This window comes from Rhizobium sp. YS-1r, assembly GCF_000757525.1.
Taxonomy (GTDB): domain Bacteria; phylum Pseudomonadota; class Alphaproteobacteria; order Rhizobiales; family Rhizobiaceae; genus Neorhizobium; species Neorhizobium petrolearium.
This window is the reverse complement of the sequence record NZ_JPYQ01000001.1, coordinates 533,205-554,953: the sequence shown is the minus strand read 5'-3', so window position 1 is coordinate 554,953 and position 21,749 is coordinate 533,205. Positions and strand designations below refer to the sequence as shown.

22 protein-coding genes and 1 tRNA gene are annotated in these 21,749 nt (G+C 61.5%); 14 read left to right on the top strand and 9 right to left on the bottom strand.

Features of this window, described 5'->3' with window-relative positions:
• Positions 1-2: 2 nt before the first annotated feature.
• From JL39_RS02570 to JL39_RS02555, 4 genes are read right to left on the bottom strand one after another with little or no spacing between them, the layout of a single operon-like run.
• Positions 3-977 (bottom strand): nucleoside hydrolase, encoded by a 975-nt coding sequence (locus JL39_RS02570; RefSeq protein WP_037145736.1) that lies wholly within the window; start codon positions 975-977, stop codon positions 3-5.
• Positions 974-1,933, bottom strand: a complete 960-nt coding sequence (locus JL39_RS02565; RefSeq protein WP_037145734.1) for a nucleoside hydrolase — start codon at positions 1,931-1,933, stop codon at positions 974-976. Before JL39_RS02565 ends, JL39_RS02570 begins: the two co-directional genes overlap by 4 nt.
• A gap of 39 nt (positions 1,934-1,972) precedes the next feature.
• Positions 1,973-2,854, bottom strand: a complete 882-nt coding sequence (locus JL39_RS02560) for a dihydrodipicolinate synthase family protein (RefSeq protein WP_037145732.1) — start codon at positions 2,852-2,854, stop codon at positions 1,973-1,975.
• Between the two features lie 21 nt (positions 2,855-2,875).
• Entirely contained in the window at positions 2,876-4,426 is a 1,551-nt protein-coding gene (locus tag JL39_RS02555) for an ABC transporter substrate-binding protein (RefSeq protein WP_037145730.1), read from the bottom strand.
• Between the two features lie 136 nt (positions 4,427-4,562).
• Here JL39_RS02555 and JL39_RS02550 point away from each other — a divergent pair, with 136 nt between their 5' ends.
• The 10 genes from JL39_RS02550 (at position 4,563) to JL39_RS02505 (ending at position 15,802) form a co-directional block, all read left to right on the top strand.
• Positions 4,563-5,486 carry a LysR substrate-binding domain-containing protein gene (locus JL39_RS02550; RefSeq protein ID WP_052182600.1) on the top strand — a complete coding sequence of 308 codons (924 nt, stop codon included), beginning with the start codon at positions 4,563-4,565 and terminating at the stop codon, positions 5,484-5,486.
• Between the two features lie 312 nt (positions 5,487-5,798).
• Positions 5,799-7,145, top strand: a complete 1,347-nt coding sequence (locus JL39_RS02545) for a sugar ABC transporter substrate-binding protein (RefSeq protein WP_052182622.1) — start codon at positions 5,799-5,801, stop codon at positions 7,143-7,145.
• A 183-nt stretch (positions 7,146-7,328) separates the two neighbouring features.
• The gene (locus JL39_RS02540; protein WP_152601007.1) at positions 7,329-8,558 is read left to right on the top strand and encodes a mandelate racemase/muconate lactonizing enzyme family protein; all 1,230 of its coding nucleotides are present in this window, start codon (positions 7,329-7,331) and stop codon (positions 8,556-8,558) included.
• 40 nt (positions 8,559-8,598) lie between these two features.
• Positions 8,599-10,197, top strand: coding sequence for a GMC family oxidoreductase (locus JL39_RS02535; RefSeq protein ID WP_037145726.1), 1,599 nt, complete (start codon positions 8,599-8,601; stop codon positions 10,195-10,197).
• A 7-nt stretch (positions 10,198-10,204) separates the two neighbouring features.
• Positions 10,205-10,690: a hypothetical protein gene (locus JL39_RS02530; RefSeq protein WP_037145724.1), complete on the top strand. Its 486-nt coding sequence runs from the start codon at positions 10,205-10,207 to the stop codon at positions 10,688-10,690.
• Positions 10,687-11,616: a sugar ABC transporter permease gene (locus JL39_RS02525; protein ID WP_081952663.1), complete on the top strand. Its 930-nt coding sequence runs from the start codon at positions 10,687-10,689 to the stop codon at positions 11,614-11,616. The genes JL39_RS02530 and JL39_RS02525 overlap by 4 nt, the downstream gene beginning before the upstream one ends.
• On the top strand, positions 11,613-12,473 hold the full coding sequence (locus JL39_RS02520) for a carbohydrate ABC transporter permease (protein ID WP_052182599.1): 861 nt from the start codon (positions 11,613-11,615) through the stop codon (positions 12,471-12,473). The genes JL39_RS02525 and JL39_RS02520 overlap by 4 nt, the downstream gene beginning before the upstream one ends.
• A 39-nt stretch (positions 12,474-12,512) precedes the next feature.
• Positions 12,513-13,196 carry a GntR family transcriptional regulator gene (locus JL39_RS02515; protein WP_037146128.1) on the top strand — a complete coding sequence of 228 codons (684 nt, stop codon included), beginning with the start codon at positions 12,513-12,515 and terminating at the stop codon, positions 13,194-13,196.
• Between the two features lie 79 nt (positions 13,197-13,275).
• Positions 13,276-14,346, top strand: a complete 1,071-nt coding sequence (ugpC, locus tag JL39_RS02510) for a sn-glycerol-3-phosphate ABC transporter ATP-binding protein UgpC (protein ID WP_037145723.1) — start codon at positions 13,276-13,278, stop codon at positions 14,344-14,346.
• A 19-nt stretch (positions 14,347-14,365) separates the two neighbouring features.
• Positions 14,366-15,802: an aldehyde dehydrogenase family protein gene (locus JL39_RS02505; RefSeq protein WP_037145721.1), complete on the top strand. Its 1,437-nt coding sequence runs from the start codon at positions 14,366-14,368 to the stop codon at positions 15,800-15,802.
• A gap of 115 nt (positions 15,803-15,917) precedes the next feature.
• Here JL39_RS02505 and JL39_RS31875 read toward each other — a convergent pair whose 3' ends face one another.
• The 3 genes from JL39_RS31875 to JL39_RS02490 all read right to left on the bottom strand — a co-directional run bounded on the left by JL39_RS31875 (position 15,918) and on the right by JL39_RS02490 (position 16,721).
• The gene (locus JL39_RS31875; protein ID WP_161784727.1) at positions 15,918-16,088 is read right to left on the bottom strand and encodes a hypothetical protein; all 171 of its coding nucleotides are present in this window, start codon (positions 16,086-16,088) and stop codon (positions 15,918-15,920) included.
• A 146-nt stretch (positions 16,089-16,234) separates the two neighbouring features.
• Positions 16,235-16,319 (bottom strand) — tRNA-Leu (locus tag JL39_RS02495).
• 102 nt (positions 16,320-16,421) lie between these two features.
• Positions 16,422-16,721 (bottom strand): SelT/SelW/SelH family protein, encoded by a 300-nt coding sequence (locus tag JL39_RS02490; RefSeq protein WP_037145717.1) that lies wholly within the window; start codon positions 16,719-16,721, stop codon positions 16,422-16,424.
• Positions 16,722-16,873: 152 nt separating this feature from the next.
• On the opposite strand from JL39_RS02490, the gene JL39_RS02485 reads away from it, so the two are divergent.
• A complete protein-coding gene (locus JL39_RS02485) occupies positions 16,874-17,323 on the top strand; it encodes a DoxX family protein (RefSeq protein ID WP_037145715.1) in 450 nt (149 codons plus the stop codon).
• A gap of 29 nt (positions 17,324-17,352) precedes the next feature.
• Here JL39_RS02485 and JL39_RS02480 read toward each other — a convergent pair whose 3' ends face one another.
• Entirely contained in the window at positions 17,353-18,222 is an 870-nt protein-coding gene (locus JL39_RS02480) for an NAD(P)-dependent oxidoreductase (RefSeq protein ID WP_244446821.1), read from the bottom strand.
• A gap of 135 nt (positions 18,223-18,357) precedes the next feature.
• Between JL39_RS02480 and JL39_RS02475 the strand changes: the two genes are divergently transcribed.
• From JL39_RS02475 to JL39_RS02465, 3 genes are all read left to right on the top strand, one after another.
• Entirely contained in the window at positions 18,358-18,843 is a 486-nt protein-coding gene (locus JL39_RS02475; protein ID WP_037145711.1) for a GFA family protein, read from the top strand.
• Between the two features lie 24 nt (positions 18,844-18,867).
• A complete protein-coding gene (locus JL39_RS02470; RefSeq protein ID WP_037145709.1) occupies positions 18,868-19,425 on the top strand; it encodes a sugar O-acetyltransferase in 558 nt (185 codons plus the stop codon).
• Between the two features lie 127 nt (positions 19,426-19,552).
• Positions 19,553-20,617: a GH25 family lysozyme gene (locus tag JL39_RS02465; RefSeq protein ID WP_037145707.1), complete on the top strand. Its 1,065-nt coding sequence runs from the start codon at positions 19,553-19,555 to the stop codon at positions 20,615-20,617.
• 52 nt (positions 20,618-20,669) lie between these two features.
• Here the strand turns inward: JL39_RS02465 and JL39_RS02460 are convergent, their stop codons facing one another.
• A complete protein-coding gene (locus JL39_RS02460) occupies positions 20,670-21,746 on the bottom strand; it encodes a class I SAM-dependent methyltransferase (RefSeq protein WP_037146126.1) in 1,077 nt (358 codons plus the stop codon).
• Positions 21,747-21,749 lie beyond the last annotated feature (3 nt).

Sequence of the window (21,749 nt, the reverse complement as noted above, 5' to 3'; positions counted from 1 at the left end):
ATTCAACCTCCCGGTAATTTGGGACCGGGCGCGACACTTCCGTAAAGCGAGATGCGCTCGATCAGCAGATTGATGAACCCGGCCTCGTCGACGTCAGTCACCACGGTGGCGTTCGGGGCATAGCCCATCTTTTGGTTAAAATCGGCATAGGTATAACCCAACGTGAGGCCGGTTACCTGGGTGCCGACGGTAGCCCTGAGGCTCGTGAAAAGTTCAGGCTTGATCAGCCACGCGATCGTCGTCGCGTCATGAATAGGCCCGCCCAAGCGGCCGAAGCGCTCGATATCGCTGCGATCGAAGGCCGAGAAGAGATTGTAGAGCGCGCCGCCCGCGCGGCCGCCCCTGTCTCGAAAGCTCTCGAAATGCTGTGCCGTGAACAGGGCCTGGAAGGTCATGTCGAGCGGCATCACCACGATCGGGACGCCGGAACGATAGACGATTTCGGCCGCGTGGGGATCTGCGTAGATGTTGAATTCGGCCCATGGCGTGCGGTGACCGAGCGCCGTGAATGCGCCTCCCATGGAGACGATCTGGCGGATTCCGCGCGCCACGTCCGGATGCTGGATCAGGGCGAGCGCGATATTCGTCATCGGTCCCATCGCGCAGATTGTGATCGGATCACCGGCCTCCGCCGCTTCGCGTGCCGACCTCGCGATGAACTGCACCGCATGTGCGTCCGAAGGGACGATACTGCTGCGGGCGACGAGTTCATCGCTAAACGCACCGATCCTGGCATATTTGCCGAAGACCTGATCGCGAACCAGCGGACCTGCAGCGCCCGCATAAACCGGCACATCGATGCGTCCCGATACGCCGACAATCTTGCAGGCATTGGTCACCGTATCCTTCAACGGGACGTTTCCGGCAACGATCGACAGGCCGAGCACGTCGATCTCCGGCGATGCCAGTGCCATGAGGATGGCCGCCGCATCGTCAACGCCGGGGTCCGCATCGATGATGATCCGGGTGCGGCTCATGCGACGGCCTTTTCGGCATAACGTGATAGACGCTCCAGGAAGAAGGCGATCACGCCTTCCGCATCGACCCTGGTGACGATGTCCGCATTGGGCTCCTGGCCACTCTTGCCGTACCAGTCGGCAACGGTCTGGCCCATGCACAGCTCGCTTTCGTGCTCGACGAACACACGGGCGCGCTCGGTCTTAAAGAGGTGCGGCGCCAGCAGATAGGCGATCACCAGCGGGTCATGGAGCGGACCGCCGCGCGAGCCGTAACGGCGCACGTCGTTGCGGTCCCAGAACGCCATCAGCTCCGCAAGCGTTTCGGAGATACGGCCGCTGACACTCGAGAACTGCGCGACGTGCTCCGGCTTGAGCATCACCTGATGGGTCGCATCGAGCGCCAGCGCGACGATCGGGATGCCGCTCGAAAAGACGACATGCGCGGCATGCGGATCGGCCAGCACGTTGAATTCCGCCGTCATCGTCCGGTTGCCGGGCTCGCGATAGGCGCCACCCATCATGACGATGCGCTCGATGCCCTCGGCGATCTGCGGGCTCATCCGCAACGCCACCGCGACATTGGTCATCGGTCCGAGGCAACAGATGGTGATGCGCTTCCGCAGGGCTGCTGCGGCAACCAGCGTGTCGATCAGAAAATCGACGGCGGACTTCTTTTCGACCGCCTTCACCGGATCCGGCAGCACCGTATTCCCAAGCCCGGTCTGGCCATGGAACTGGCCGTAGATCGGCTCGCGAAACATGGGGCGGAAACAGCCGGCATAGACCGGGATCTCCGTTCTTCGTCCGAGTTCGCAGACCTGAAGGGCATTCCGCACGGTGCGTTCCAGCGGCTGGTTGCCGCAAACGGGCGTGATGCCCAGGATATCGAGTTCCGGTGAAACGAAAGCGGTCAGGAGCGCGATCGTATCGTCGATCCCCGGATCGCAGTCAACGATGATCGGAATGGGAGTCATTTCGAAATTGCCTTTGAATTGTCAGTCGCATGCCGGCGCTCAGAGCGCGCCGACATCACGCAGAACCGCACCGATCTCGGCACGGGCCGCCTCGCCGAGCGGCATCTGTGGCGCCATCGGCGCGCCAACCGGAAAACCCTGGAGTTCGAGCGCCGTCTTGATGCAGGCGGCGATCGAATATTTCGCGAATAGCTCGTTGACGCGCCAAAGCGGGCGCTGCAGTTCCATGGCTTTGGCCCAGTTTCCCGCCTTCGCAGTTTCATAAAGTGCAATGCTCTGCTGCGGCACGACACAGGCGGGACCGGCCATCCAGCCGACTCCACCGATCATCATCACGCAGGCCGGAATATGTGCGGAGGCGGCAAACACCTCCATCCGGCCGCGGGTCCGCTCGATGATGGAGAGAAGACGCCCCGTATTCGTCGAGGCATCCTTGATATAGCGGATGTTCTCGACATGGCTCAGCCGCTCGATGACCGGTAGGGTTAGGTCCGAGCGCTGGAATTGCGGATTGGTATAGAGCACGACCGGCCGCCCCTTGGCCGCCTTGGCGATCGCCGTAAAATAGGCTTCGACGCCCTCGTCGCTGATCGGGAAATAGGCTTCGAGAATAGCCAGTATGCCGTCAGCGCCCGCCTCGACCATGTATTCCGTCTGCGCGACGGCATCGCTGGTCGACGTAGACGCCACGCCGGCGACGACGGGAACCCGACCGCGATTGGCCGAGATCACCGTGCCGACGACGTGGCGCCGCTGCTCTTGGGAGAGATAGGCAAATTCACCGGTGCTGCCGAGTGGCGTCAGGCCATGGACGCCCTGTCCGATCAGGTGATCCACCAGGTCGGTCAGCACGCCCTCCATGACCGCACCCGACTGGTCGATGGGCGAAACAAGGTAGGGAAAAACGCCGCCGAAAGACATGATGGATCGCCTCTGCCGCGGTCAGTTCTGCTTCACGTAATAAGGAAGCGTGTAGCCATCCGAACGGCCCTCATAGGAAAGGTCCTTATTAACCGCCCACGTATTGGCGAGATAAAAGACCGGGATGACGCCAAGGTCGGTCATGGCGATCTCGGTCGCCTTCTTCAGAAGCTCTTCCCGCTTGGCATCGTCCAGCGTGCCGCGAGCCTCGTTCAGCGCCTTGTCGAACTCAGGATTGGAGTAACGGCCACGATTTCCCTGGCCGGCCTTCTCGCCGTAGGTTTCGAGAATGGGGCCGAGCACGCCGGAGGCTTCGCCGGTTTCGACCGCGGCGCCGCCCATGATGAAGCTGAACTCCAGATTGGAAGCGCGGGTGAAGTAGACGCTGCCCGGCAGCGTCACGACTTCCGTCTTGATGCCGATGCGGCTGAAGAACTGGCCAATCGCTTGCGCGACCTTGGAATCGTTCGGATAGCGGTCGTTGGAGGCGTGGAAGGTCAGCGAAAAGCCGTCCGGATAACCGGCATCGGCCAAAAGCTGCTTGGCCTTGTTTGGGTCGTAGGGGTCGACCTTGATGGCGGGGTCATAGCCGAAATAGCCTTCCGGAACGACCTGACCGGCCGGCACCCCCTGCCCGTCCATGATGCGGTCGACCAGCGCTTCGCGGTTGATCGACAACGAGAGCGCGCGGCGCACTTCCGGCTTCAAAAGCGGGTTCTTACCGTCAGGCCCTTTTGTGAAAGGCGATTCCTCGCGGCCCTGGTCCATGTGCAGGTACATGATCCGGTTGCCGGCGACATTGACGACTTTCAGCTTGTCGGATGCCTGGAGCTTGCGCGTGTCGGCGGTCGGAATGCTTTCGATCATATCGACATCGCCGGAAAGCATGGCGGCAACACGGGCGCTGGCATTCTTGAACACCCGGAACGTCACCTTGTCCCAGGCCGCCTTCTCGCCCCAGTAATCGTCGTTGCGCGCGACGACGATATTGTCGTCCGGCGTCCAGGAGACGAATTTGAACGGGCCGGTGCCGATGACGCCCTTGCCGGAATTCATCTCCTCCGTTGTCGTCTTTTCCATCTCGGCCGGCAGGATGGCGATGCGGCTCAGGTTGTTGAGTAGAAGCGGCGTCGGGCCATCGGTCTTGATGCGGACCGTCAGCGGATCGACGGCGGTGATCTCGGTGATCGCCTTCACATAGGCGGCAAACGAACTCGGGCTGTTCTTGGAAGCCAGAGGGACGCGCTTGATGCTGGCAACGACGTCCTCGGCAGTGAAGTCGCTGCCGTCGTGAAACTTGACGTCCGGGCGCAGCTTGAACTCCCAGGTCGTGTCGTCGATCGTTTTCCATGACGTGGCAAGCGCCGGCTGGATCTGCTGTTTCGCATCCTGATTGACGAGGCCGTCGAAGATATTGCGCGCCATCGCGCTGTTCGGGCCGACGACGTAGAACTGCGGATCCATGGACGTGGTCGATGCTGCCAATCCGACCGTCAGGTCTGCGGCACGGCCTGCAAACGGGACGGCAAAAACAGACGCTGCCAATGCGGCTGCGATCGTAAGGAATTTCATGTTGGAGCTCCTCCGGGTGTTTCCGAAATCCGCACTCTCCCTGCGGATTGGAAACGCAGTTAAAGCGTCCGCAAGCAAAAGAAAAATTGCATTTCGTGTTCAGTTCATGCCCTAATGTTATGGGAAAGGTATGCACATGCGATTGAAACCACGACAGGTCGAAGCTTTCAGGAGCGTAATGATGACCGGCGGCATCACCGTGGCCGCCGACGCCATGAACGTGACGCAGCCTGCCGTCAGCCGCCTCATCCGCGATCTGGAGGAAATCGTCCAGATCACGTTATTCGAACGGGTCGGGGCACGGCTCGTACCAACTGCCGAGGCAACCCAGCTCTTCCGCGAGGTCGAGCGGCTTTATCTCGGCCTAGACCAGATCGCCCAGGCGGCTGACGATATCCGCCGACACAAGAACATCGTGCTCAGGATCGCAAGCGTCACCTCGCTGGTCCGGCCCTACCTGCATCAGGCAATCATCAACGTCGTGGGAAACCGCCTGGACATCCCGCTGGTGATCGATGTCGAGAACAGCCGGCATATTTGGGACATGGTCGACAAGAACCGCTATGATCTCGGCTTCGTCTTCAGCTCCCCTCGCATGGCGGACAAGAATGCGGTCCTGCTGCACGGCTCCTCTGCTGTCGCCGCAATGGCGCCAGACCACCGGCTGGCCTCGCGGAAAATCATCACGCCCGCCGACCTTATGGACGAACGCGTCCTGATCCCGGGCCGCAATTCTCCATTGAGGCTCGCGCTGGACCGCGCGTTTTCCAGGGAAGACCACCAGCCGGCAAGCACGATGGAAACCTCCATGCTGAACTGCTGCCATTTCGCAGCATCCGGAATAGGGATAGGCATCGTCGACCGTACGAGCCTTCACTCCGCGGGGGCCAAAGTCGTCGCCATCCCGTTCGAGCCGAGAATCGACGTCTCCTATTTCGCGATCCGTCCTTCAGGTGGTCAGCGCATTCCCGTGCTGGATGATATAGTGAAACGGGTGCGCGAACTGATGGAGCGGCCCTTCAACAACCCGGTTGACCCTATGTTTAACCCTCCCACATGAAAGTAACTGGGGCCTGAGGCACGGTTATCTGCCTCTCTGGTCGCAGCGATCATGCCACCACCTCATCGGATGCACATCCTCTCCTGCCTACGGGCCGGGCATTGTGTTCGAAACTCCACGCCTCATCGGCCTTCCAACCAGCCCCGCGATCAACAGGACCAACCGATCCAATTCCGCTGAGCCGGAGATCACAGCGCGAGACTGATCGGTATTGTTCATGGCCAAGGCAATCCTCCCACTTGACGATGTCTTTTTCAATATTCTATAGAATATGGAATGCAGAGCACGACAAGGGAGGAAATCGTGGAAGGCATGGAAAAGAAGACAAGCGCGGGGAGGAGATTTGTCCTTAAGGGCGTGGCCGGATCGCTGATCCTGGCGGCTATGCCCCTTGCTGCCGCAAATGCGGAAGGCGGGCTGGGCGCAACAGGTAATCCGGTCGAAGTGAAGATCATGGCCAACGAGGCCTTCGCCAACAGCTGGCAGACGATCCTCGTTCCGGAATTCAACAAGGCGTTTCCGAACGTGAAGGTACGCATCGACGGCGTGCCCTATACCGAGCTGCTGGCCAAGATGATGCTCGACGCCACCAGCCCGCAGCCGGAATACGACATTCTTCTGGCGGATGATCCTTGGGTGCCGCAACTCGCGCAGATCGGGGCGCTGAAAGATCTCAAGAGCGACGAGATCTCGGCCATGACCGACAAGGGCTACGACTGGGACGACTTCAATGCCGCACCGCTGGCGGCCGGCGAGTGGAACGGAAAGCAATATGCAGTGCCGGTCCGTTCCAACATGCTGCTGATGTTCTATAACCGCGCGCTCTACGAAAAGGCCGGCGTGCCGGAACCGACGCCACAGATCACCTGGGACCAGTTCTTCGCCAACGCGCCGAAGCTGGTTCAGGATACCAATGGCGACGGTAAGCCGGACTCCTGGGCGATTGACACCTATTTCGTACGCGAACCGCTGACCCCGACAATCTGGCAGTCGATCCTCAACTCGAACGGCGGCGCGCTGCTGGATGCATCCGGTGCCCCGGCTTTCGCCAACCAGGTTGGATCCAAGTCGCTGGAAATGCACAAGCGCCTGCTGGAGTTCGCACCACCCGGCGCGCTGGGCCACGGCTTCTCGGAGTCACTTCAGGCCTTCCGCCAGGGTATCGTCGCCAACATGATCACCTGGGGTAGCGTCTACAAGGCGACCGCCGTCGACAAGCAGTCGACCACGCTTACGGTGGAGGATGTCGGCGTGCAGGTCCTGCCGGTCGGCAGTACCAGTGCCGGCACGCACCGTGGCATCTGGATCGCCGGCGTCAGCAGCAAGACGGAGAAGCTCGATGCATCCTGGGCCTTCGTCCAGTGGCTGACCTCAAAGCAGGGCGAAAGCATCAATGCCTCGATGGTCGGCTCCTTCCCCGCGCGCAAGTCCACACTGGCGAGCGAGCCGTCCGAGGCGTGGCTGAAGCCGATCTACAAGACCCTCCAGAACGCCTATGACGTCGCCGCCACAGGCAAGATGTGGCGCATCCGCAACCCGAAATCGGATGCGGCGCAGCAGATCCTGGCGGACGAGATCGCCCGCGGCCTTGCCGGACAGGCCTCTCCCGAGGAAGCCTTGAAAACGGCTGCCGGCAAGATTGCCAAGGTCCTCAAATAGGAACCGGGCCCTACCGCATGGGTGCTGCCCCAGCACCCATGCATTCGCCGCCGGTGAAACGCCTGACGGCCGTATTTCCAGGCAGACCGGCCCGCCTTGCGGACCGGACAGCCAATCCTGTGTCGATGCTTCCGGCATCGCCTATCCGGGCGGCACCTGCCGCACCCGAACTGACCGAGGAACATGATGCCAACGAAAGCGATTGTAAGCGAAGTCAGGACCCTGTCCTGCAGCAACTCCTGGCGCAACTACCATTTCCTGAAGATCACGACTGAAGACGGGATCGTCGGCTGGAGCGAATTCGATGAATATTTCGGCTCGCCCGCGGTATCGGCGGTGATCAACGAAATCTCCGGTCGCATGATCGGCAAGAGCGCGATGCATCACGAGCATATCCGCGAGGATCTGCGCAATGTCACTCGGCCGGGTTCCGGCGGCGTAGTCGGTCAGGCGCTCGGTGCGATCGAGAACGCGCTTCTCGATATCAAGGCCAAGGCGCTAGAGGTGCCCTGCCATGTCCTGCTCGGCGGCAAGGTGCGCGACAAGATCCGGGTCTATTGGTCCCATTGCGTATCCTACCGCACCCGCACACAGCATTATTCGCCCGGCATCACGGACATATCCGGCGTGAAGCAGATTGCCCGCGAGGTCGGCGAAAAAGGTTTCACCGCCCTTAAGACCAACATCTTCCATTATGATGCGCGGGATCGCATCGAAGGCTGGTCGCCAGGCTTCGGCCGTCCCTATGAGACGAGCCGCAACGTCGAGCGTAAGACGCTCAAGGATTTGCGTCGGCATCTCGAGGTCATGCGCGCGGAAGCCGGTCCCGACGTCGACATGTTGCTCGACCTCAATTTTAACGCCAAGACCGATGGATACGTGAAGATCCTGCGTGAAATCGCCGATCTCGACCTGTTCTGGGTAGAGATCGACACGCTGGACCCGAAGGCGCTCGCCTATATCCGTTCCCAGAGCCGGCACCCTATCGCTTCCTGCGAGACGTTGATCGGTCTCCAACAGTTCCTGCCGTTCTTCCGCGAAGGCGCAATCGACGTCGCCATCATCGATACCCCGTGGAACGGCGTCTGGCAGTCGATGAAGATCGCGGCCGCGGCGGAAGCCTACGAGACCAATGTTGCTTGCCACAATTTCTATGGCCACCTCTGCACGATGATGAATGCGCATTTCTGCGCGGCAGTACCCAATCTCACGATCATGGAGACCGATATCGACCGCGTCGCCTGGGACCATGAACTCTTCACCCATGTTCCGGAATACAAGGACGGCCATCTCATCCTCCCCGACCGTCCAGGCTGGGGCACGGAGCCCATCGAAGAGATGCTTGCGAAATATCCCCCTATCCCGGCTGCCGGCATGTGGAAGCGTACCGAGCCGTCGAAGCTTTCGATATGATGGTTTAGCGGGCGAGCGGCGGGAGGCGCATGCTTCAATCATGAATGAAACTGTGGATGTCCTCATTATCGGCGCCGGCGCGTCCGGTGCGGCGGTGGCCTGGAGCCTCGCCGAGACGAAGATGCGCATCCTCTGCCTGGAACAGGGGGACTGGCAGAAACCGTCCGGCTATCCAAGCGCCGGACGAGATTGGGAGGCGCGGCTTTCGGAAGATTTCGCGATCAGCCCGAACCGCCGGAGACTTGCCGCGGATTATCCCATCAACGACGATGATTCGCCGATCAAGATCGCCAATTTCAACGGCGTCGGCGGGGGCACCATTCTCTACGCCGGGCATTATCCGCGGCTCCACCCCTCCGATTTCAAGGTTCGCAGCCTCGACGGCATCGCCGAGGACTGGCCGATCGACTATGCCACGCTGGAACCCTTCTATGCCTTGAACGACCGCATGATGGGCATATCCAGCCTTTTGGGCGACCCGGCCTATCCGCCCAAAGAGGCGGTGATGCCGCCGATCCCGATGGGCCGTACTGGCCAGACGCTCGGCAAGGCGATGAACAGACTCGGATGGCACTGGTGGCCGTCCGATGCCGCGATCGTCACACGGGAATACGAGGGACGCGCGCCCTGCATCAATCTCGGCCAATGCGGGTCGGGTTGCGCACAGGGCGCCAAGGGCAGCACCGACGTCACCTATTGGCCGGAGGCGATCCGCGCACGCATCGAACTCAGAAGCCGCTGTCGAGTCAGCCGCATCGAGACAAACGAGGCGGGCATGGCAACCGGCGCGTATTATTTCGATGCGGACGGCAGGGAGATTTTCCAACCGGCCGAGATCGTCATCATGGCCTGCAACGGCATAGGCACGCCGCGCATACTCTTGAACTCGGCATCGGACCGCTTTCCAAACGGTCTCGCCAATTCCAGCGGGCTCGTCGGCAAGAACCTGATGCTGCATCCCTATGCACAGATCCGCGGCCATTTCGACCAGCCGATGGACGGGCATCGCGGTTCGCCGATCTGCACCTGGAGCCACGAATTCTACGAGACCGACCGCTCGCGCGGCTTCGTGCGCGGCTATTGTTACCAGTTCTCGCGCGGCACCGGCCCGGTGCGTGCGGCGATCAACGGCATGGCAGATGGCCTCATTCCCTGGGGCGAGGGCCATCACGCCGCCTTCCGCCGGCTGTTCGGCCACAGCGCCGGCATGGTCTCGGTCTGCGAGGACCTGCCGGAGGAAACGAACCGCGTGACGCTCGATCCGGATCTCAAGGATGCCGATGGCATTCCTGCGCCGAAGATTACCTATCGGCTGAGCGACAACTCGCGAAAGATGCTGGATCATTCGGTCGCCCGCGGCATCGAGATCCTGAAGGCTGCCGGCGCGCATGACATCACTACAAAGGCGCCCCTGCCCTATGCCGGCTGGCACCTGATGGGCACGGCCCGCATGGGCGCGGATCCCGAGCGCTCGGTGGTCAACGAATGGGGCCGCAGCCACGACGTGAAGAACCTTTTCATCGTTGACGGCAGCGTGTTCGTCACCTCTGGCGGCGTCAACCCGACATCGACAATCCAGGCGGTGGCGCTCTACATCGCCGACCAGATCAAGTCCCGTCTCTACGAGCTTTTCGATTGAACCGACCATGACAGCACTCGAAAAAAACCAGCCCGCGGAAGAGCCATTCGAAGATGCAAGGCAAACGCTGCTTGCAATCGTCGGGCATATGATTCCGGCGAGTACGGAATTCGGTCTGCCCGGCGCCGACGATCCGGCGATCTATGCGGACATTCTCCGTTCGGTCGGCCGAGACAAGCCCCTGCTCTCCAAGGCGCTCGATGCTGTCGACGCCTGGGCCGGCGGTCGCCTCGCGACACTGCCGCGCGACCAGCAGGCCGCCCTGCTCGCCGAATTTCGTTCCGCCGAGCCCGAGCTTGCAGGCGTTCTGGAGGCCGTGACGGCGCGCTGCTACTATCGCGACGACCGGGTAATGGCGGCGATCGGCGTAGAGGGGCGTCCGCCCTTTCCGCTCGGCTATGAAGTGGAGGAAGGCGACTGGTCGCTGCTCGATCCTGTACGGGCGCGCGGACCAATCTATCGCGCAGTCGGCGAAGGAGGGCCGCGATCATGATGAAATCCGTACCTCCGGCGAAAACTGACGTCAGTCGATCCCGCTGGCGGGACCAGTTCGGCGACCTGTTCGAACGCTGGTCCTTTCTGATGCCGAGCATCCTGGTGCTGACCGTGATGCTCGCCTATCCGATCTTCTATACGATCGAGATCAGCTTCGCCTCCTTCGACATAGCAACGTTCGGTGCCGGCGAATGGATCGGCTGGGCAAACTACGAGGAGGTGATCGGCGATTACCGCTTCTGGGATTCACTGCAGGTCACGCTGATCTATCTGGTCATCGCATTGCCGCTGCAGGTCACGCTCGGCTTCGGAATCGCCTTCCTTATCAATGCGGAATGGTGGGGCCGCAGTGCGCTGCGCGCCCTGTTCATCATTCCGATGGTCGTGGCGCCGGTGGTTGCCGGTGGCATGTGGCGCATGATCCTTGATCCGCTCTGGGGCATCATGAACTATTGGATGGGACTTGCCGGTATCGGCTCGCTCGATTGGTTCGGCGATCCGAAGCTCGCCATGGCTGCGATCATCATCATCGACACGTGGCGCTGGACCCCGTTCAACGTGCTGATCGCCACTGCCGCCCTGCTGGCACTGCCCAAGGACGTGTTCGAGGCAGCGAAGATCGACGGCGCCAACTGGTGGTCGACATTGTGGTCGGTTGCGGTGCCCCTGCTGGTGCCGATCATCGCGGCGACCTTCGTCATCCGCTGGCTGGGCGCGGTGAAGATGTTCGACATCGTGCTCGCCGCCACCTATGGCGGCCCCGGCAAGGCTACCAACATCATCAATCTCTTCATCTACGAGGAAGCGTTCCGGTCTCTGCGCTTTGCCGAATCCGCCGCCATGGCCGTGATCGTGCTGGTCCTGACCATGGTGCTGACCGGCATCTTCCTGCGCGGCAGCCGCAAATTGGAGGAATTGTTTTGAGCGCCAGGGCCCCGACCGTCTCCTACGATGCCCGCAACACGTTGGGCCACAGGCTCCGCATCCTCGCCGGTATCTTCGTCAGTATCGTCTTCCTGTTTCCGATATACTGGATGGTGCTGACCTCGTTCAAGCAGCAGGTCGACATCTTCACCAATCCGCCGACCTTCTTCTTCGAGCCGACGCTCGCCACTTACATAGAATACATGCGGCGCGCCGACATCGTCAGGCGCATCGTCAACACGATCATCGTCGCCGCCGGCTCGGGCCTGTTGTCCATCGTCGTCGGCACCATGGCCGGCTATGCGCTGGCACGTATCCGGCTCAGGGGCGCCGGGACGATAGGGCTCATCATCCTCCTGTCGCGCGGCGTGCCGCCCATTGCGCTCGCGGTACCGATGTTTCTGGTCGCGCGTAAACTTGGGCTTACCGACAAGCACATCACGTTGATCCTCGCCTACAGCACCTTCCTCATCCCCTATGTCATGTGGCTGATGCGCAGCTTCTTCCTCGCCCTGCCAAAAGAACTCGAGGAATCGGCCATGATCGACGGATGCTCGCGCTATGGCGCCTTCTTCAAGATCATCCTGCCGATCTCGCTGCCAGGCCTCCTGTCGACGCTCATCTTCAGCATGATCCTCGCCTGGGAAGAACTGCTGTTCGCGCTGGTGCTGACCAACCGCTATGCCTCGACCATTCCAGTCGCCATCGCCGGCATCGCGGGCGACACCGTGAACGGCGCGAACTGGGGGGCGCTCACTGCCGTCGGCACGATCACTGTCGTTCCGGTCGTGATCTTTGCGCTGCTTGTTCAGAAATGGCTTATCAAAGGCTTGGCGGATGGCGCGACGAAGGGATAGATCGCGGTAAGCCTGTGCAACCGCAACTGGATGGATTTCATGCAACAACCGAAGACCTTCACCACCAAGACCGAGCTGGCCCGGCAGCATATCCAGTCCATGGTCCTCTCCGGCAAGGTAGGCCCAGGCGACCGCATCACCACGCGCGAAGTCTCCGACGCGCTCGGCATCAGCGAGACCCCCATCCGGGAGGCCATCCGCAGCCTTGCCTCCGAAGGCTGGCTTGCGGTGCAGAATCATATCGGCGCCGTGGTCCAGGGGCTCAAGGTCGAGCAGATCCGCGAGATCAGCGCGCTGCGCGGCCTGGTTTGCGGTCTGGCCGTGGAACTCGGCGCGGCGAGTTTCGACGAGGAACGGTTGCGCAGGATCGATGAGAATCTCGAGGCGTCGGCCGGGGCGCTCGATGCGGACGATTTCGCACTGTTCGCCGAGAAGAACTACGAATTCCACCAATTGCTCTGCGACAACCCGGAATCGCCATGGTGCAAGCGGCTGCTCGAAAACATGCATGGGCTGATGTCGGCCCAGCGCCATGGCATTCCCCCGCAGCCGGCACGCCTGAGGGAAGCACTGAAGGAGCATACGAAAATCCGCGATCACTTGCGCGGCGGCGACTATGCAGCCGCGGCGGCAATGGTCAATCAACACGAGAAGAACACCGGTGACTTCCTGATCCGGATGATCGAGGAAATGCCGAACGGGGGCCGCAGCCGCCAGACCTGACGGGGGCAGGCACCGCCCCTTTGCGGTGAACAAAGCAAACTATGCCCGGGGAAAGGGCAGGAAATGGGAGGAGTTCCGAATGGGTACGGTGCAAATACGCGAGGTCCGCAAGTCCTATGGCGCGGTCCAGGTTCTGCACGGGATCTCGATCGACATCGAGGACGGCGAATTCGTTGCGCTCGTGGGCCCGTCTGGTTGCGGCAAATCTACCCTGCTCCGGATGATCGCCGGTCTCGAAAGCATCAGCGGTGGCGACATCGCTATCGGTAACCGTGTGGTCAACAACGTAGCGCCGAAAGACCGGGATATCGCCATGGTATTCCAGAACTATGCCCTTTATCCGCACAAGAACGTACGGGACAACATGGGCTTCGCTCTACAGCAGCGCCGCGTACCAAAGCCGGAGATCGCAAAGCGCGTCAACGAGGCAGCTCGGATCCTCGGACTCGAGCATCTGCTGGACCGCAAGCCGCGCCAGCTTTCGGGCGGGCAACGCCAGCGCGTCGCCATGGGCCGCGCGATCGTGCGCGATCCCAACGTTTTCCTGTTCGACGAGCCGCTGTCGAACCTGGATGCCAAGCTGCGCGTGCAGATGCGCTCGGAGATCAAGGAACTGCACCAGCGGCTGAAGACGACGACGATCTACGTCACCCACGACCAGATCGAAGCGATGACGCTCGCCGACCGGGTCGTCGTGATGAACGGCGGCGTCGTGGAACAGGAAGGTCCACCGCTCGAACTCTACGACAGGCCGGCGAGCCTGTTCGTTGCTGCCTTCATCGGCTCGCCGCCGATGAATTTCCTGCAAGGCCAGATCATCGAAGGAAACGGATTGCGGCTTGAAGACAACACCGTGCTCGGTCTTCCGGCGGCCGATCCGAAGCAACGCAGGCAGGTCACAATCGGCGTCAGGCCGGAGCATTTCGTCATCGCCGAAACCGGCTGGCCCGCCACGGTTTCCATCGTCGAGCCGACCGGGTCGGAAACTCAGATCACCGCCCGCCTTGCCGGCCAGCTCATTCGCATACTCGTTCGCGGGCGAACGTCGGCCATGCCCGGCGATGAGATCCGTCTCGCCGTGACACCGGGCGACATCCATTTCTTCGACGCTGCTCCGATACCAGAGCTGGCATCGGCCGAAGACGCCTGACGGCCGAAAGGAGAAGGACATGCGGAAATTGCGGGAATTCTACATCGGCGGCCGCTGGGTGCCGGCTCTGTCGAAGGCCGGACATACGCTGATCGACGCCACCACCGAGCAGCCCTTTGACACTGTGGCGCTGGGCGGGCGCAACGACGTTGACGCCGCGGCCATGGCCGCGAAGCTCGCCTTTCCGGCCTGGGCGGCAAGCGAGCCGGGGGAGCGCATGGCGCTGATCCGACGGATCCGGGAGATATATTCGGAGCGCGTCGAGGATATGGCGCGCGCGATTTCGCAGGAGATGGCCGCGCCGATCGAGCTCGCACGCACGCGACAGGCACCGGCTGCACTTCGCCATATGACCAATTTCCTGGCAGTCATGGAGCATTTCGAATTCGTTCGGCAACTCGGACCCCATGCGCCCGACGACCGTATCCTGATGGAACCGATCGGCGTCGTCGGCATGATCACACCCTGGAACTGGCCGATGAGTCAGGTGGCGTTGAAGGTCGTGCCGGCACTGCTCGCCGGTTGCACCATGGTGCTGAAGCCATCGGAACTTGCCCCGCTTTCCTCCGTCCTGCTCGCCGAGATCATTCATGAGGCGGGCGCCCCGGCCGGCGTCTTCAATCTGATCCAGGGTGATGGCCTGACGGCGGGAGCGCGGTTGGTCGAACATCCCGATGTCGCCATGATCAGCTTCACCGGCTCGACGCGTGCCGGTGCCAGCATCATGAAAGGCGCGGCCGACACTTTCAAGCGCGTGGCGCTGGAGCTCGGTGGCAAGGGTGCAAACCTCATTTTCGCCGATGCGGAGGAGGATGCGGTCGAGCGCGGTGTTCGGCAATGCTTCATCAACAGCGGGCAAAACTGTAATGCTCCGACGCGCATGCTGGTCGAGCGTTCGATCTACGACGAAGCCGTGGAAAAAGCCCGAACAGCGGCACAGTCGATCGCGGTCGGACCCTCGTCGGCGGAAGGGACCCATATGGGTCCCGTAATCTCGGAACGCCAGTTCGACCGGGTGCAGTCGCTGATCGAGACCGGCATCCGCGAAGGCGCGCGCCTCGTCGCCGGCGGTGTCGGACGGCCCGCCGGCTTCAATCGGGGCTTCTTTGTACAGCCGACCGTGTTCGCCGACGTTTCCAACGATATGATGATCGCGCGTGAAGAGATTTTCGGCCCGGTGCTCTCGATCCTTCCCTTCTCGGACGAGGAAGAGGCCGTGGCCATCGCCAACGACACGCCCTACGGTCTCACGAATTACGTGCAGAGCAGCGACGGCGCCCGGCGCAACCGGCTGGCGCGGCGCCTCCAATCCGGCATGGTGGAGATGAACGGCCAGCCGCGCGGCGCCGGTTCACCTTTCGGTGGCGTCCGCCACTCGGGCGGCGCGCGCGAAGGCGGCGTCTGGGGGCTCGAGGAATACATGGTCGTCAAATCGGTGTCCGGCTGGGCATCCTGACCGCGTCGGATCGCAAGCTCTTCCGCTCGGATAGAATGGATCAGTGCTGTCAGCGATGGTACCCATGTTCCAGATCACCGCTATTTCGGGAATAGAGATCGACGACCAGCGCGCATCACGCGTTGGTCTGGAAACCGGCCGCCGCAATGACGGCGAAGTGGAAATTCTCCCGGGCCTCGATCATGCGGCCGACATTGTGACGACCGGCGGCGCTCTTTTTCGGAGAAGACGCTTGTCCGGGTAGCGGGAAAAGCACGATGAACTTTTCCGCCTGGTCAATCGGCAACCCGGTTCCCGCCATCCTGCCGACCGTCGGCGGCCGCTCAAAAAATACCAAGAGACGGCTTTGGTCGCCCTTCGACGACCAGACAAAGAAAAAGCCCGGAGATCCTAGCTTTTTGGGCTGCCTATGGACAGCAACATACGGAATCTTGGTGCCCAGAAGAGGACTCGAACCTCCACGCCTCGCGGCACAGGTACCTGAAACCTGCGCGTCTACCAATTCCGCCATCTGGGCGACGGAGAGCCATGTAAGGGGGTGGCACCTGCCTGTCAACTGGCTTTTTGAAGTTTCCATGTCAGCCGTGGAAAAACCTTTGACGGTTGATCGCTGACGGTCTCAAACCTCGCCGCTCTCTTTCGCTGCGCGGTCCACATGGCCGAGATCCCGCTCGGGGTCGATCACATCGCGCACCCGCTGCTTCAATTCCTTCGGTCCAGGAAAACCGCCGTCGCGCTTGCGTTCCCATATGAGTTCACCATTCAGGCGAATCTCGAAATTGCCGCCGGTGCCGGGGATGAGCGCGACTTCGCAAAGCTGGTCGGCAAAGGTCTGCAGAAGTTCCTGGGCCATCCAGCCAGCCCGAAGCAGCCAATTGCACTGCGTACAGTAGAGAATGGTAATGCGCGCTTTTTCCATCGGTTTGCCCTTCCGCCGTTTCAAATCGGCCTCACGATAATGTCACCTTAAATAGTCATGTTTTTGAACGTGCGTACCTCGACAGGGGCAGCTTCCCCGGCAAATTGTGACAGCGACGCATTGTTCCTTCTGCCAACCAGAGAGGTCTTCATATGGCTCTTCAAGCCACCACTCGCTCCCGCCTCATCATTCCGGCACTTGCCCCTATCTATACCTCCGCCCACGAGACCGTCGAGACGATCCTGCGCGTGGTTGCAGGCCTGCTGCTCGTCACGCATGGTTTCGGCAAGATCGCCAATCCCTTCGGTACTATCGGCATGGTCGAAGGCCTGGGCTTCTATCCGGGCATCTTCTGGTCACCGCTGCTGGCAGCCACCGAATTCTTCGGCGGCATTCTCGTCACCATCGGCCTTTTCACCCGTCCTGCATCATTCGCGGCCATGATCGTGCTGCTGGTCACCGTTTATTTCCATGGCATCGTGCAGAATCAGGGTTTGATGGGGGCGGAAAAATCCATTCTCTGGGCGGCCATCTTCCTGTTCTTCGCATTTCGCGGCGGCAACAGCCACTCGGTCGACGCCCGTCTTAGCCGCACATTCTGATCTTTCGGGAAAGCTGGGCAGTCCGCTGCTCAGGTCTTCCCTTCGAGCGCCAGCCGGACGACGGTGCCGAGGTCGGCTTCGCCATGGCCGAGTGCGGCGGCCTCCTTGAAGCTCGCATGCGCGGCCTCGATAGCCGGCGTGGCGACACCGAGCCGGCCCGCGAGCCCAAAGACAACGCCCATGTCCTTGAGGACGCCGGAGACGGGAAAGCCCACATTATCGGTCTCGCCGAGGATGACGGGAAGCCGCGAGCGCATCGCCGGGCTCGCAGCCGGGCTGCCGGAGAGGATTTCGATCATCTTGTCGCGCGAAAGCCCCGCCTTGCCGCCAAGCTGGACAGCTTCCTTCATGATCTGCCAGAGCCCCATCAGCATCATGTTGTTGACGAGCTTCGCCGATGCGCCGTCTCCCAGCTTTCCGACGTGATGGATACGATTTGAGAGAACTCCGGCGACCGGCAGGAAGCGCTGGAAATCCTGCTCGGCACCGCCGACGTAAAAACCGACCGTGCCCGCGAGCAGCATTTCCGGTCCGCCGGAAATCGGCGCATCGAGAAGCGATGCCCCTTTCTCCTTTATCCTGACTTCATGGACGCGCAGCGTCTCGGGACTGACCGTGCTCGTGTCGACGATCAGTTTTCCTGCAAGCTCGATGGCAGCGAGTTCGTCGAGCACGGCATGCACGGCGGGATCGTCGAGCAGGGCAAGAACAATGATGTCGGAAGCAGCCGAGAGCGACGACAGGTCGCTTGCCGCGGCGATCCCGAGTGCCGAGGCCTTTTCCGGCGAAAGACCGCTGCGGGTCCAGCCCGTCACGGAAAAACCCTGCTTTGCAAGGCGTTCCGCCATGGCACCACCCATGCGGCCGAGTCCAACCACGCCGATACGCTCTGTTGTCATATGCACATTCCCACTCTTCCACATCATTTAAGTTAAACAGAACGGGCCGCTCCCGTCTCCCCAATTTTGCATTGCGAAGCGGCGGCTCGACATTTCATGATAGGCTTACCGCACTGCAGGGAGCCAGGAAGCGACATGAGCGAGATATTCGAAGGGGGCTGTTTCTGCGGCAGGATCCGATACCGCATGCACGGGCGTCCGATGTTCATCCATTGCTACCACTGTACGGATTGCCAGCGCCAGACCGGTGGAGCTTTCGCCATGAACGCGCTGATCGAGGCAGAGCACATCGAAATCGTCGATGGCGAGCCTGTGCCGGTCGCCATGAAGACCGACAGCGGCCATCCGCACGACATTTACCGCTGTCCCGATTGCCAGATAGCGCTCTGGAGTGACTATGGCCGGCGCAGGTGGATGCTTTTCATCCGCGTATCGACCCTCGACAGACGGACGGAATTCACACCCGATGTCCATATCTTCACCCGCTCGAAAGTGCCCTGGGTCGGACTACCGGACGATGCCAAGGTCTTCGACGAATATTACAGCACCAGGGCGCTGTGGCCGCCGGAAAGCCTGGCTCGACGCGAGGCGGCCCGGATCAAGGCCGGTGCGGAACGGTGAAGCAAAAAGCGGGGACGGCAAGGTATGGCGAACGAGCGGGAAAAAATGGCGGCGGGAGACTGGTATTCCTGTCTGGATCCGGAACTCGACGCCCTGCGCAACAACGCGCGGATCGCCTGCCACGCCCACAATACAATGCCGCCTGACCAGCGCGGCACGATAGCGCCGGCCCTGCGGGCTCTTTTCGGCGCAGTTCACGAAACCGTCTTTCTGGAAGCGCCGTTCCATTGCGCCTACGGGTTCAATGTCTTTCTCGATAAGGGCGTTTATCTGAATGCTGGTTGTACGATCCTCGATACCGCACCGGTCAGGATCGGCGCTCGCACGATGCTCGGCCCTTCCGTGCAGCTCTATTGTGCTGACCACCATCGTGATCCAACCCTTCGCGCCCAAGGGCTCGAGATCGCCCGTCCAATCACCTTGGGCTCCGATGTGTGGATCGGCGGCGGCGCGATAATCCTCGGTGGCGTGACGATCGGTGATGGCGCCATTGTCGGCGCGGGCGCGGTCGTCACGCGCGACGTTGCGGCTGGCATCACCGTTGCCGGCAATCCGGCTCGCGCCATCAAGCCGCGCGGCTGATTCCCTTTCTGGTGCACATAAAGATTGGATTCAGCATTTCTTGGTAATTTTCCATTAGCAATTCCTCTCAGGGATTATCGACGGCATTGGGGACGCCGTCTTGGTTGTTTTGCGTACGGGTTTCCAAATGCGTCGTCTGTCGGCTGTACCAGTTCTCTTCTTTGCCTGTTTCGCTCTGGCAGGTTGCGCCTCCAATTCCGGTCGGGAGGACATCGTGGCCGGTGTTGCACCAAGGGAAACGACTGGCTCGATCACCCAGCCGGTAGCGCCCGTTCCATCCGTCAGCGTCGGCAAGACTTCGCGGATCAGTGCCCCACAGGTTCAGCACGAGCCGCAGACGGAAACGCTCGCCTGGTCCGGCTCGATGCCGGCGCCGCAGGCCTTCGTGCAGGAGACGACGGTCGGCATGCCTGTCCCTTCCGAAAGGCCGGTCGCCATGCTGGTGCCCGACAGGTCGGTGGTCGAAGCTCCGCTACAGCGGCGCATGCAGATCTATAGCCGTCGCTTTCGCGACGCCAAGCCGATCAATTTTGGCCGCGTCTCGCCCAAGGACTATGCAGTCCACGGCGTCGATGTCTCTCGCTGGCAGGGTGAGATCGACTGGGGAAAACTCAGGACTCAGGGCGCCAACTTCGCCTATATCAAAGCGACCGACGGAGGCGACCATCTCGATCTGATGTTCAAGACCAATTGGCGGCGAGCCAAAGAGGCAGGTCTGAAGCGCGGCGCCTACCACTTCTTCTACTGGTGCCGTACCGCCGGCGAACAGGCTGACTGGTTCATCCGCAACGTCCCTCGGGATCCCGATGCGCTGCCTCCGGTCATCGACGTGGAATGGAACCACGAATCCAGCTGCAGGCAGCGCCTGTCGCCCAAGCGGGTGCTGGAAAAGATGCAGGTCTTCATGGACAAGCTCGAACGGCATTACGGCCAGCGCCCGATCATCTACACCGCGCCGGACTTCTACAAGGACAACCTGAGGGGCGAATTCCTCGATTATCCTTTCTGGCTGCGCGCTGTCGCGCAGCACCCCTCGAAGGTCTATCCGGGCCGCAAATGGCTCTTCTGGCAATATTCCGGCTCCGGCCTGTCGCATGGCGTCGACGGCAAGATCGACCTCAACGTCTTCCACGGCAGCGTGGAACAATGGCACAACTGGATCTCGCCGCGGACGACCCTGGCGCGAAACTAGCCAGGCAAGCGGGACCTGCCGAAACCGGCCCCGCTTGATCCCTCGGGCTATATCAAAGCCGCGCTTCGAGGATGAGGTTGAATGGTGTCGCCATGGCCCGCCGGAAGTGCGTAAAGCCGGCCTTGTAGAATACATCCCTCAGCCGCGCCTCACCGGCCTGCGCGCCCAGCACAATGTGGCCGCCATCCGAGATAGCATGCGCGCAGCAGATCGTCGTCGACGCCGCGTAATACAGGCGGGCGACCGGCGAGATATTGTCCTCCACGCGGTCATTGGCGAAAGGTTCCACCAACATGACGGTACCGCCCGGAGCAAGCGTGCGCGCGGCGTGCTTTGCCGCGGCGAGCGGATCGCCCATGTCGTGCAGGCAATCGAAAAAGCAGATCAGGTCGTACCCCTTGCCGGAATAGTTCTCCGCACGCGCCTTTTCGAATGTGACCCGGTCTGCGACGCCGGCCTCCAAAGCGATCTTTCGGGCCTCGGCGACTGACTCCGGATGCGTATCGAAGCCGTGGAAGTGCGATGCCGGGAAGGCTTCCGCCATCAGCACCGTGGAATGGCCGTAGCCACAGCCTATATCCGCCACCAGGGCCCCGCTCTTCAACTTGTCGATTACACCATCGAGCGACGGCAGCCATTCGGGGACAAGGCTCGCCTTGTAGGCGTTGCGGTAAAATGACGCCACGCCGCAATAGAGACGACCGTCGTGGTCGCCCCAGGGGATGCCCGAGCCTGTGCGGAATGCTTCGAGCGCCTTGTCCTCGTCCGCCCACATCGAGGCCGGCACCGCCCAGGCGCCGGCGATGAAGACCGGGCTCTCGTCGTTTGCGAGCACCAGCGCCTGTTCCGGCGTCAGTTCGAAGCTGTCGCTGATCGCGTGATAGGCAATATAGCCGCCGGCGACCTGGGAATTCAGCCACTCGCGCACGTAACGCTCGGCGCAACCGGTACGGGCCGCCAGTTCGCGCGAATTCAGCGGTCCGGCGCCTGCCATGGCCTTGTAGAGGCCCAGGCGGTGGCCGATGCTGACCATGACGCCGCCATAGCCGGCTGACAGATCGCCGATGGCGCGCGAGACGATCGCGTCCAGCTTGGCCGGATCGACCGAATTGGTTGTAAGATAATCCATGTT

Bases quoted from the DNA above. Each gene is read 5' to 3' on its own strand.
- ugpC (WP_037145723.1), top strand. From the start codon at position 13,276: ATGGGTACGGTGCAAATACGCGAGGTCCGCAAGTCCTATGGCGCGGTC.
- JL39_RS02550 (WP_052182600.1), top strand. From the start codon at position 4,563: ATGCGATTGAAACCACGACAGGTCGAAGCTTTCAGGAGCGTAATGATG.
- JL39_RS02460 (WP_037146126.1), bottom strand. From the start codon at position 21,746: ATGGATTATCTTACAACCAATTCGGTCGATCCGGCCAAGCTGGACGCG.
- JL39_RS02525 (WP_081952663.1), top strand. From the start codon at position 10,687: ATGATGAAATCCGTACCTCCGGCGAAAACTGACGTCAGTCGATCCCGC.
- JL39_RS02485 (WP_037145715.1), top strand. From the start codon at position 16,874: ATGGCTCTTCAAGCCACCACTCGCTCCCGCCTCATCATTCCGGCACTT.
- JL39_RS02515 (WP_037146128.1), top strand. From the start codon at position 12,513: ATGCAACAACCGAAGACCTTCACCACCAAGACCGAGCTGGCCCGGCAG.
- JL39_RS02570 (WP_037145736.1), bottom strand. From the start codon at position 977: ATGAGCCGCACCCGGATCATCATCGATGCGGACCCCGGCGTTGACGAT.
- JL39_RS02540 (WP_152601007.1), top strand. From the start codon at position 7,329: ATGATGCCAACGAAAGCGATTGTAAGCGAAGTCAGGACCCTGTCCTGC.
- JL39_RS02480 (WP_244446821.1), bottom strand. From the start codon at position 18,222: ATGACAACAGAGCGTATCGGCGTGGTTGGACTCGGCCGCATGGGTGGT.
- JL39_RS02535 (WP_037145726.1), top strand. From the start codon at position 8,599: ATGAATGAAACTGTGGATGTCCTCATTATCGGCGCCGGCGCGTCCGGT.
- JL39_RS02545 (WP_052182622.1), top strand. From the start codon at position 5,799: ATGGAAAAGAAGACAAGCGCGGGGAGGAGATTTGTCCTTAAGGGCGTG.
- JL39_RS02555 (WP_037145730.1), bottom strand. From the start codon at position 4,426: ATGAAATTCCTTACGATCGCAGCCGCATTGGCAGCGTCTGTTTTTGCC.
- JL39_RS02470 (WP_037145709.1), top strand. From the start codon at position 18,868: ATGGCGAACGAGCGGGAAAAAATGGCGGCGGGAGACTGGTATTCCTGT.
- JL39_RS02565 (WP_037145734.1), bottom strand. From the start codon at position 1,933: ATGACTCCCATTCCGATCATCGTTGACTGCGATCCGGGGATCGACGAT.
- JL39_RS02475 (WP_037145711.1), top strand. From the start codon at position 18,358: ATGAGCGAGATATTCGAAGGGGGCTGTTTCTGCGGCAGGATCCGATAC.
- JL39_RS02560 (WP_037145732.1), bottom strand. From the start codon at position 2,854: ATGTCTTTCGGCGGCGTTTTTCCCTACCTTGTTTCGCCCATCGACCAG.
- JL39_RS02505 (WP_037145721.1), top strand. From the start codon at position 14,366: ATGCGGAAATTGCGGGAATTCTACATCGGCGGCCGCTGGGTGCCGGCT.
- JL39_RS02490 (WP_037145717.1), bottom strand. From the start codon at position 16,721: ATGGAAAAAGCGCGCATTACCATTCTCTACTGTACGCAGTGCAATTGG.
- JL39_RS02465 (WP_037145707.1), top strand. From the start codon at position 19,553: ATGCGTCGTCTGTCGGCTGTACCAGTTCTCTTCTTTGCCTGTTTCGCT.
- JL39_RS02530 (WP_037145724.1), top strand. From the start codon at position 10,205: ATGACAGCACTCGAAAAAAACCAGCCCGCGGAAGAGCCATTCGAAGAT.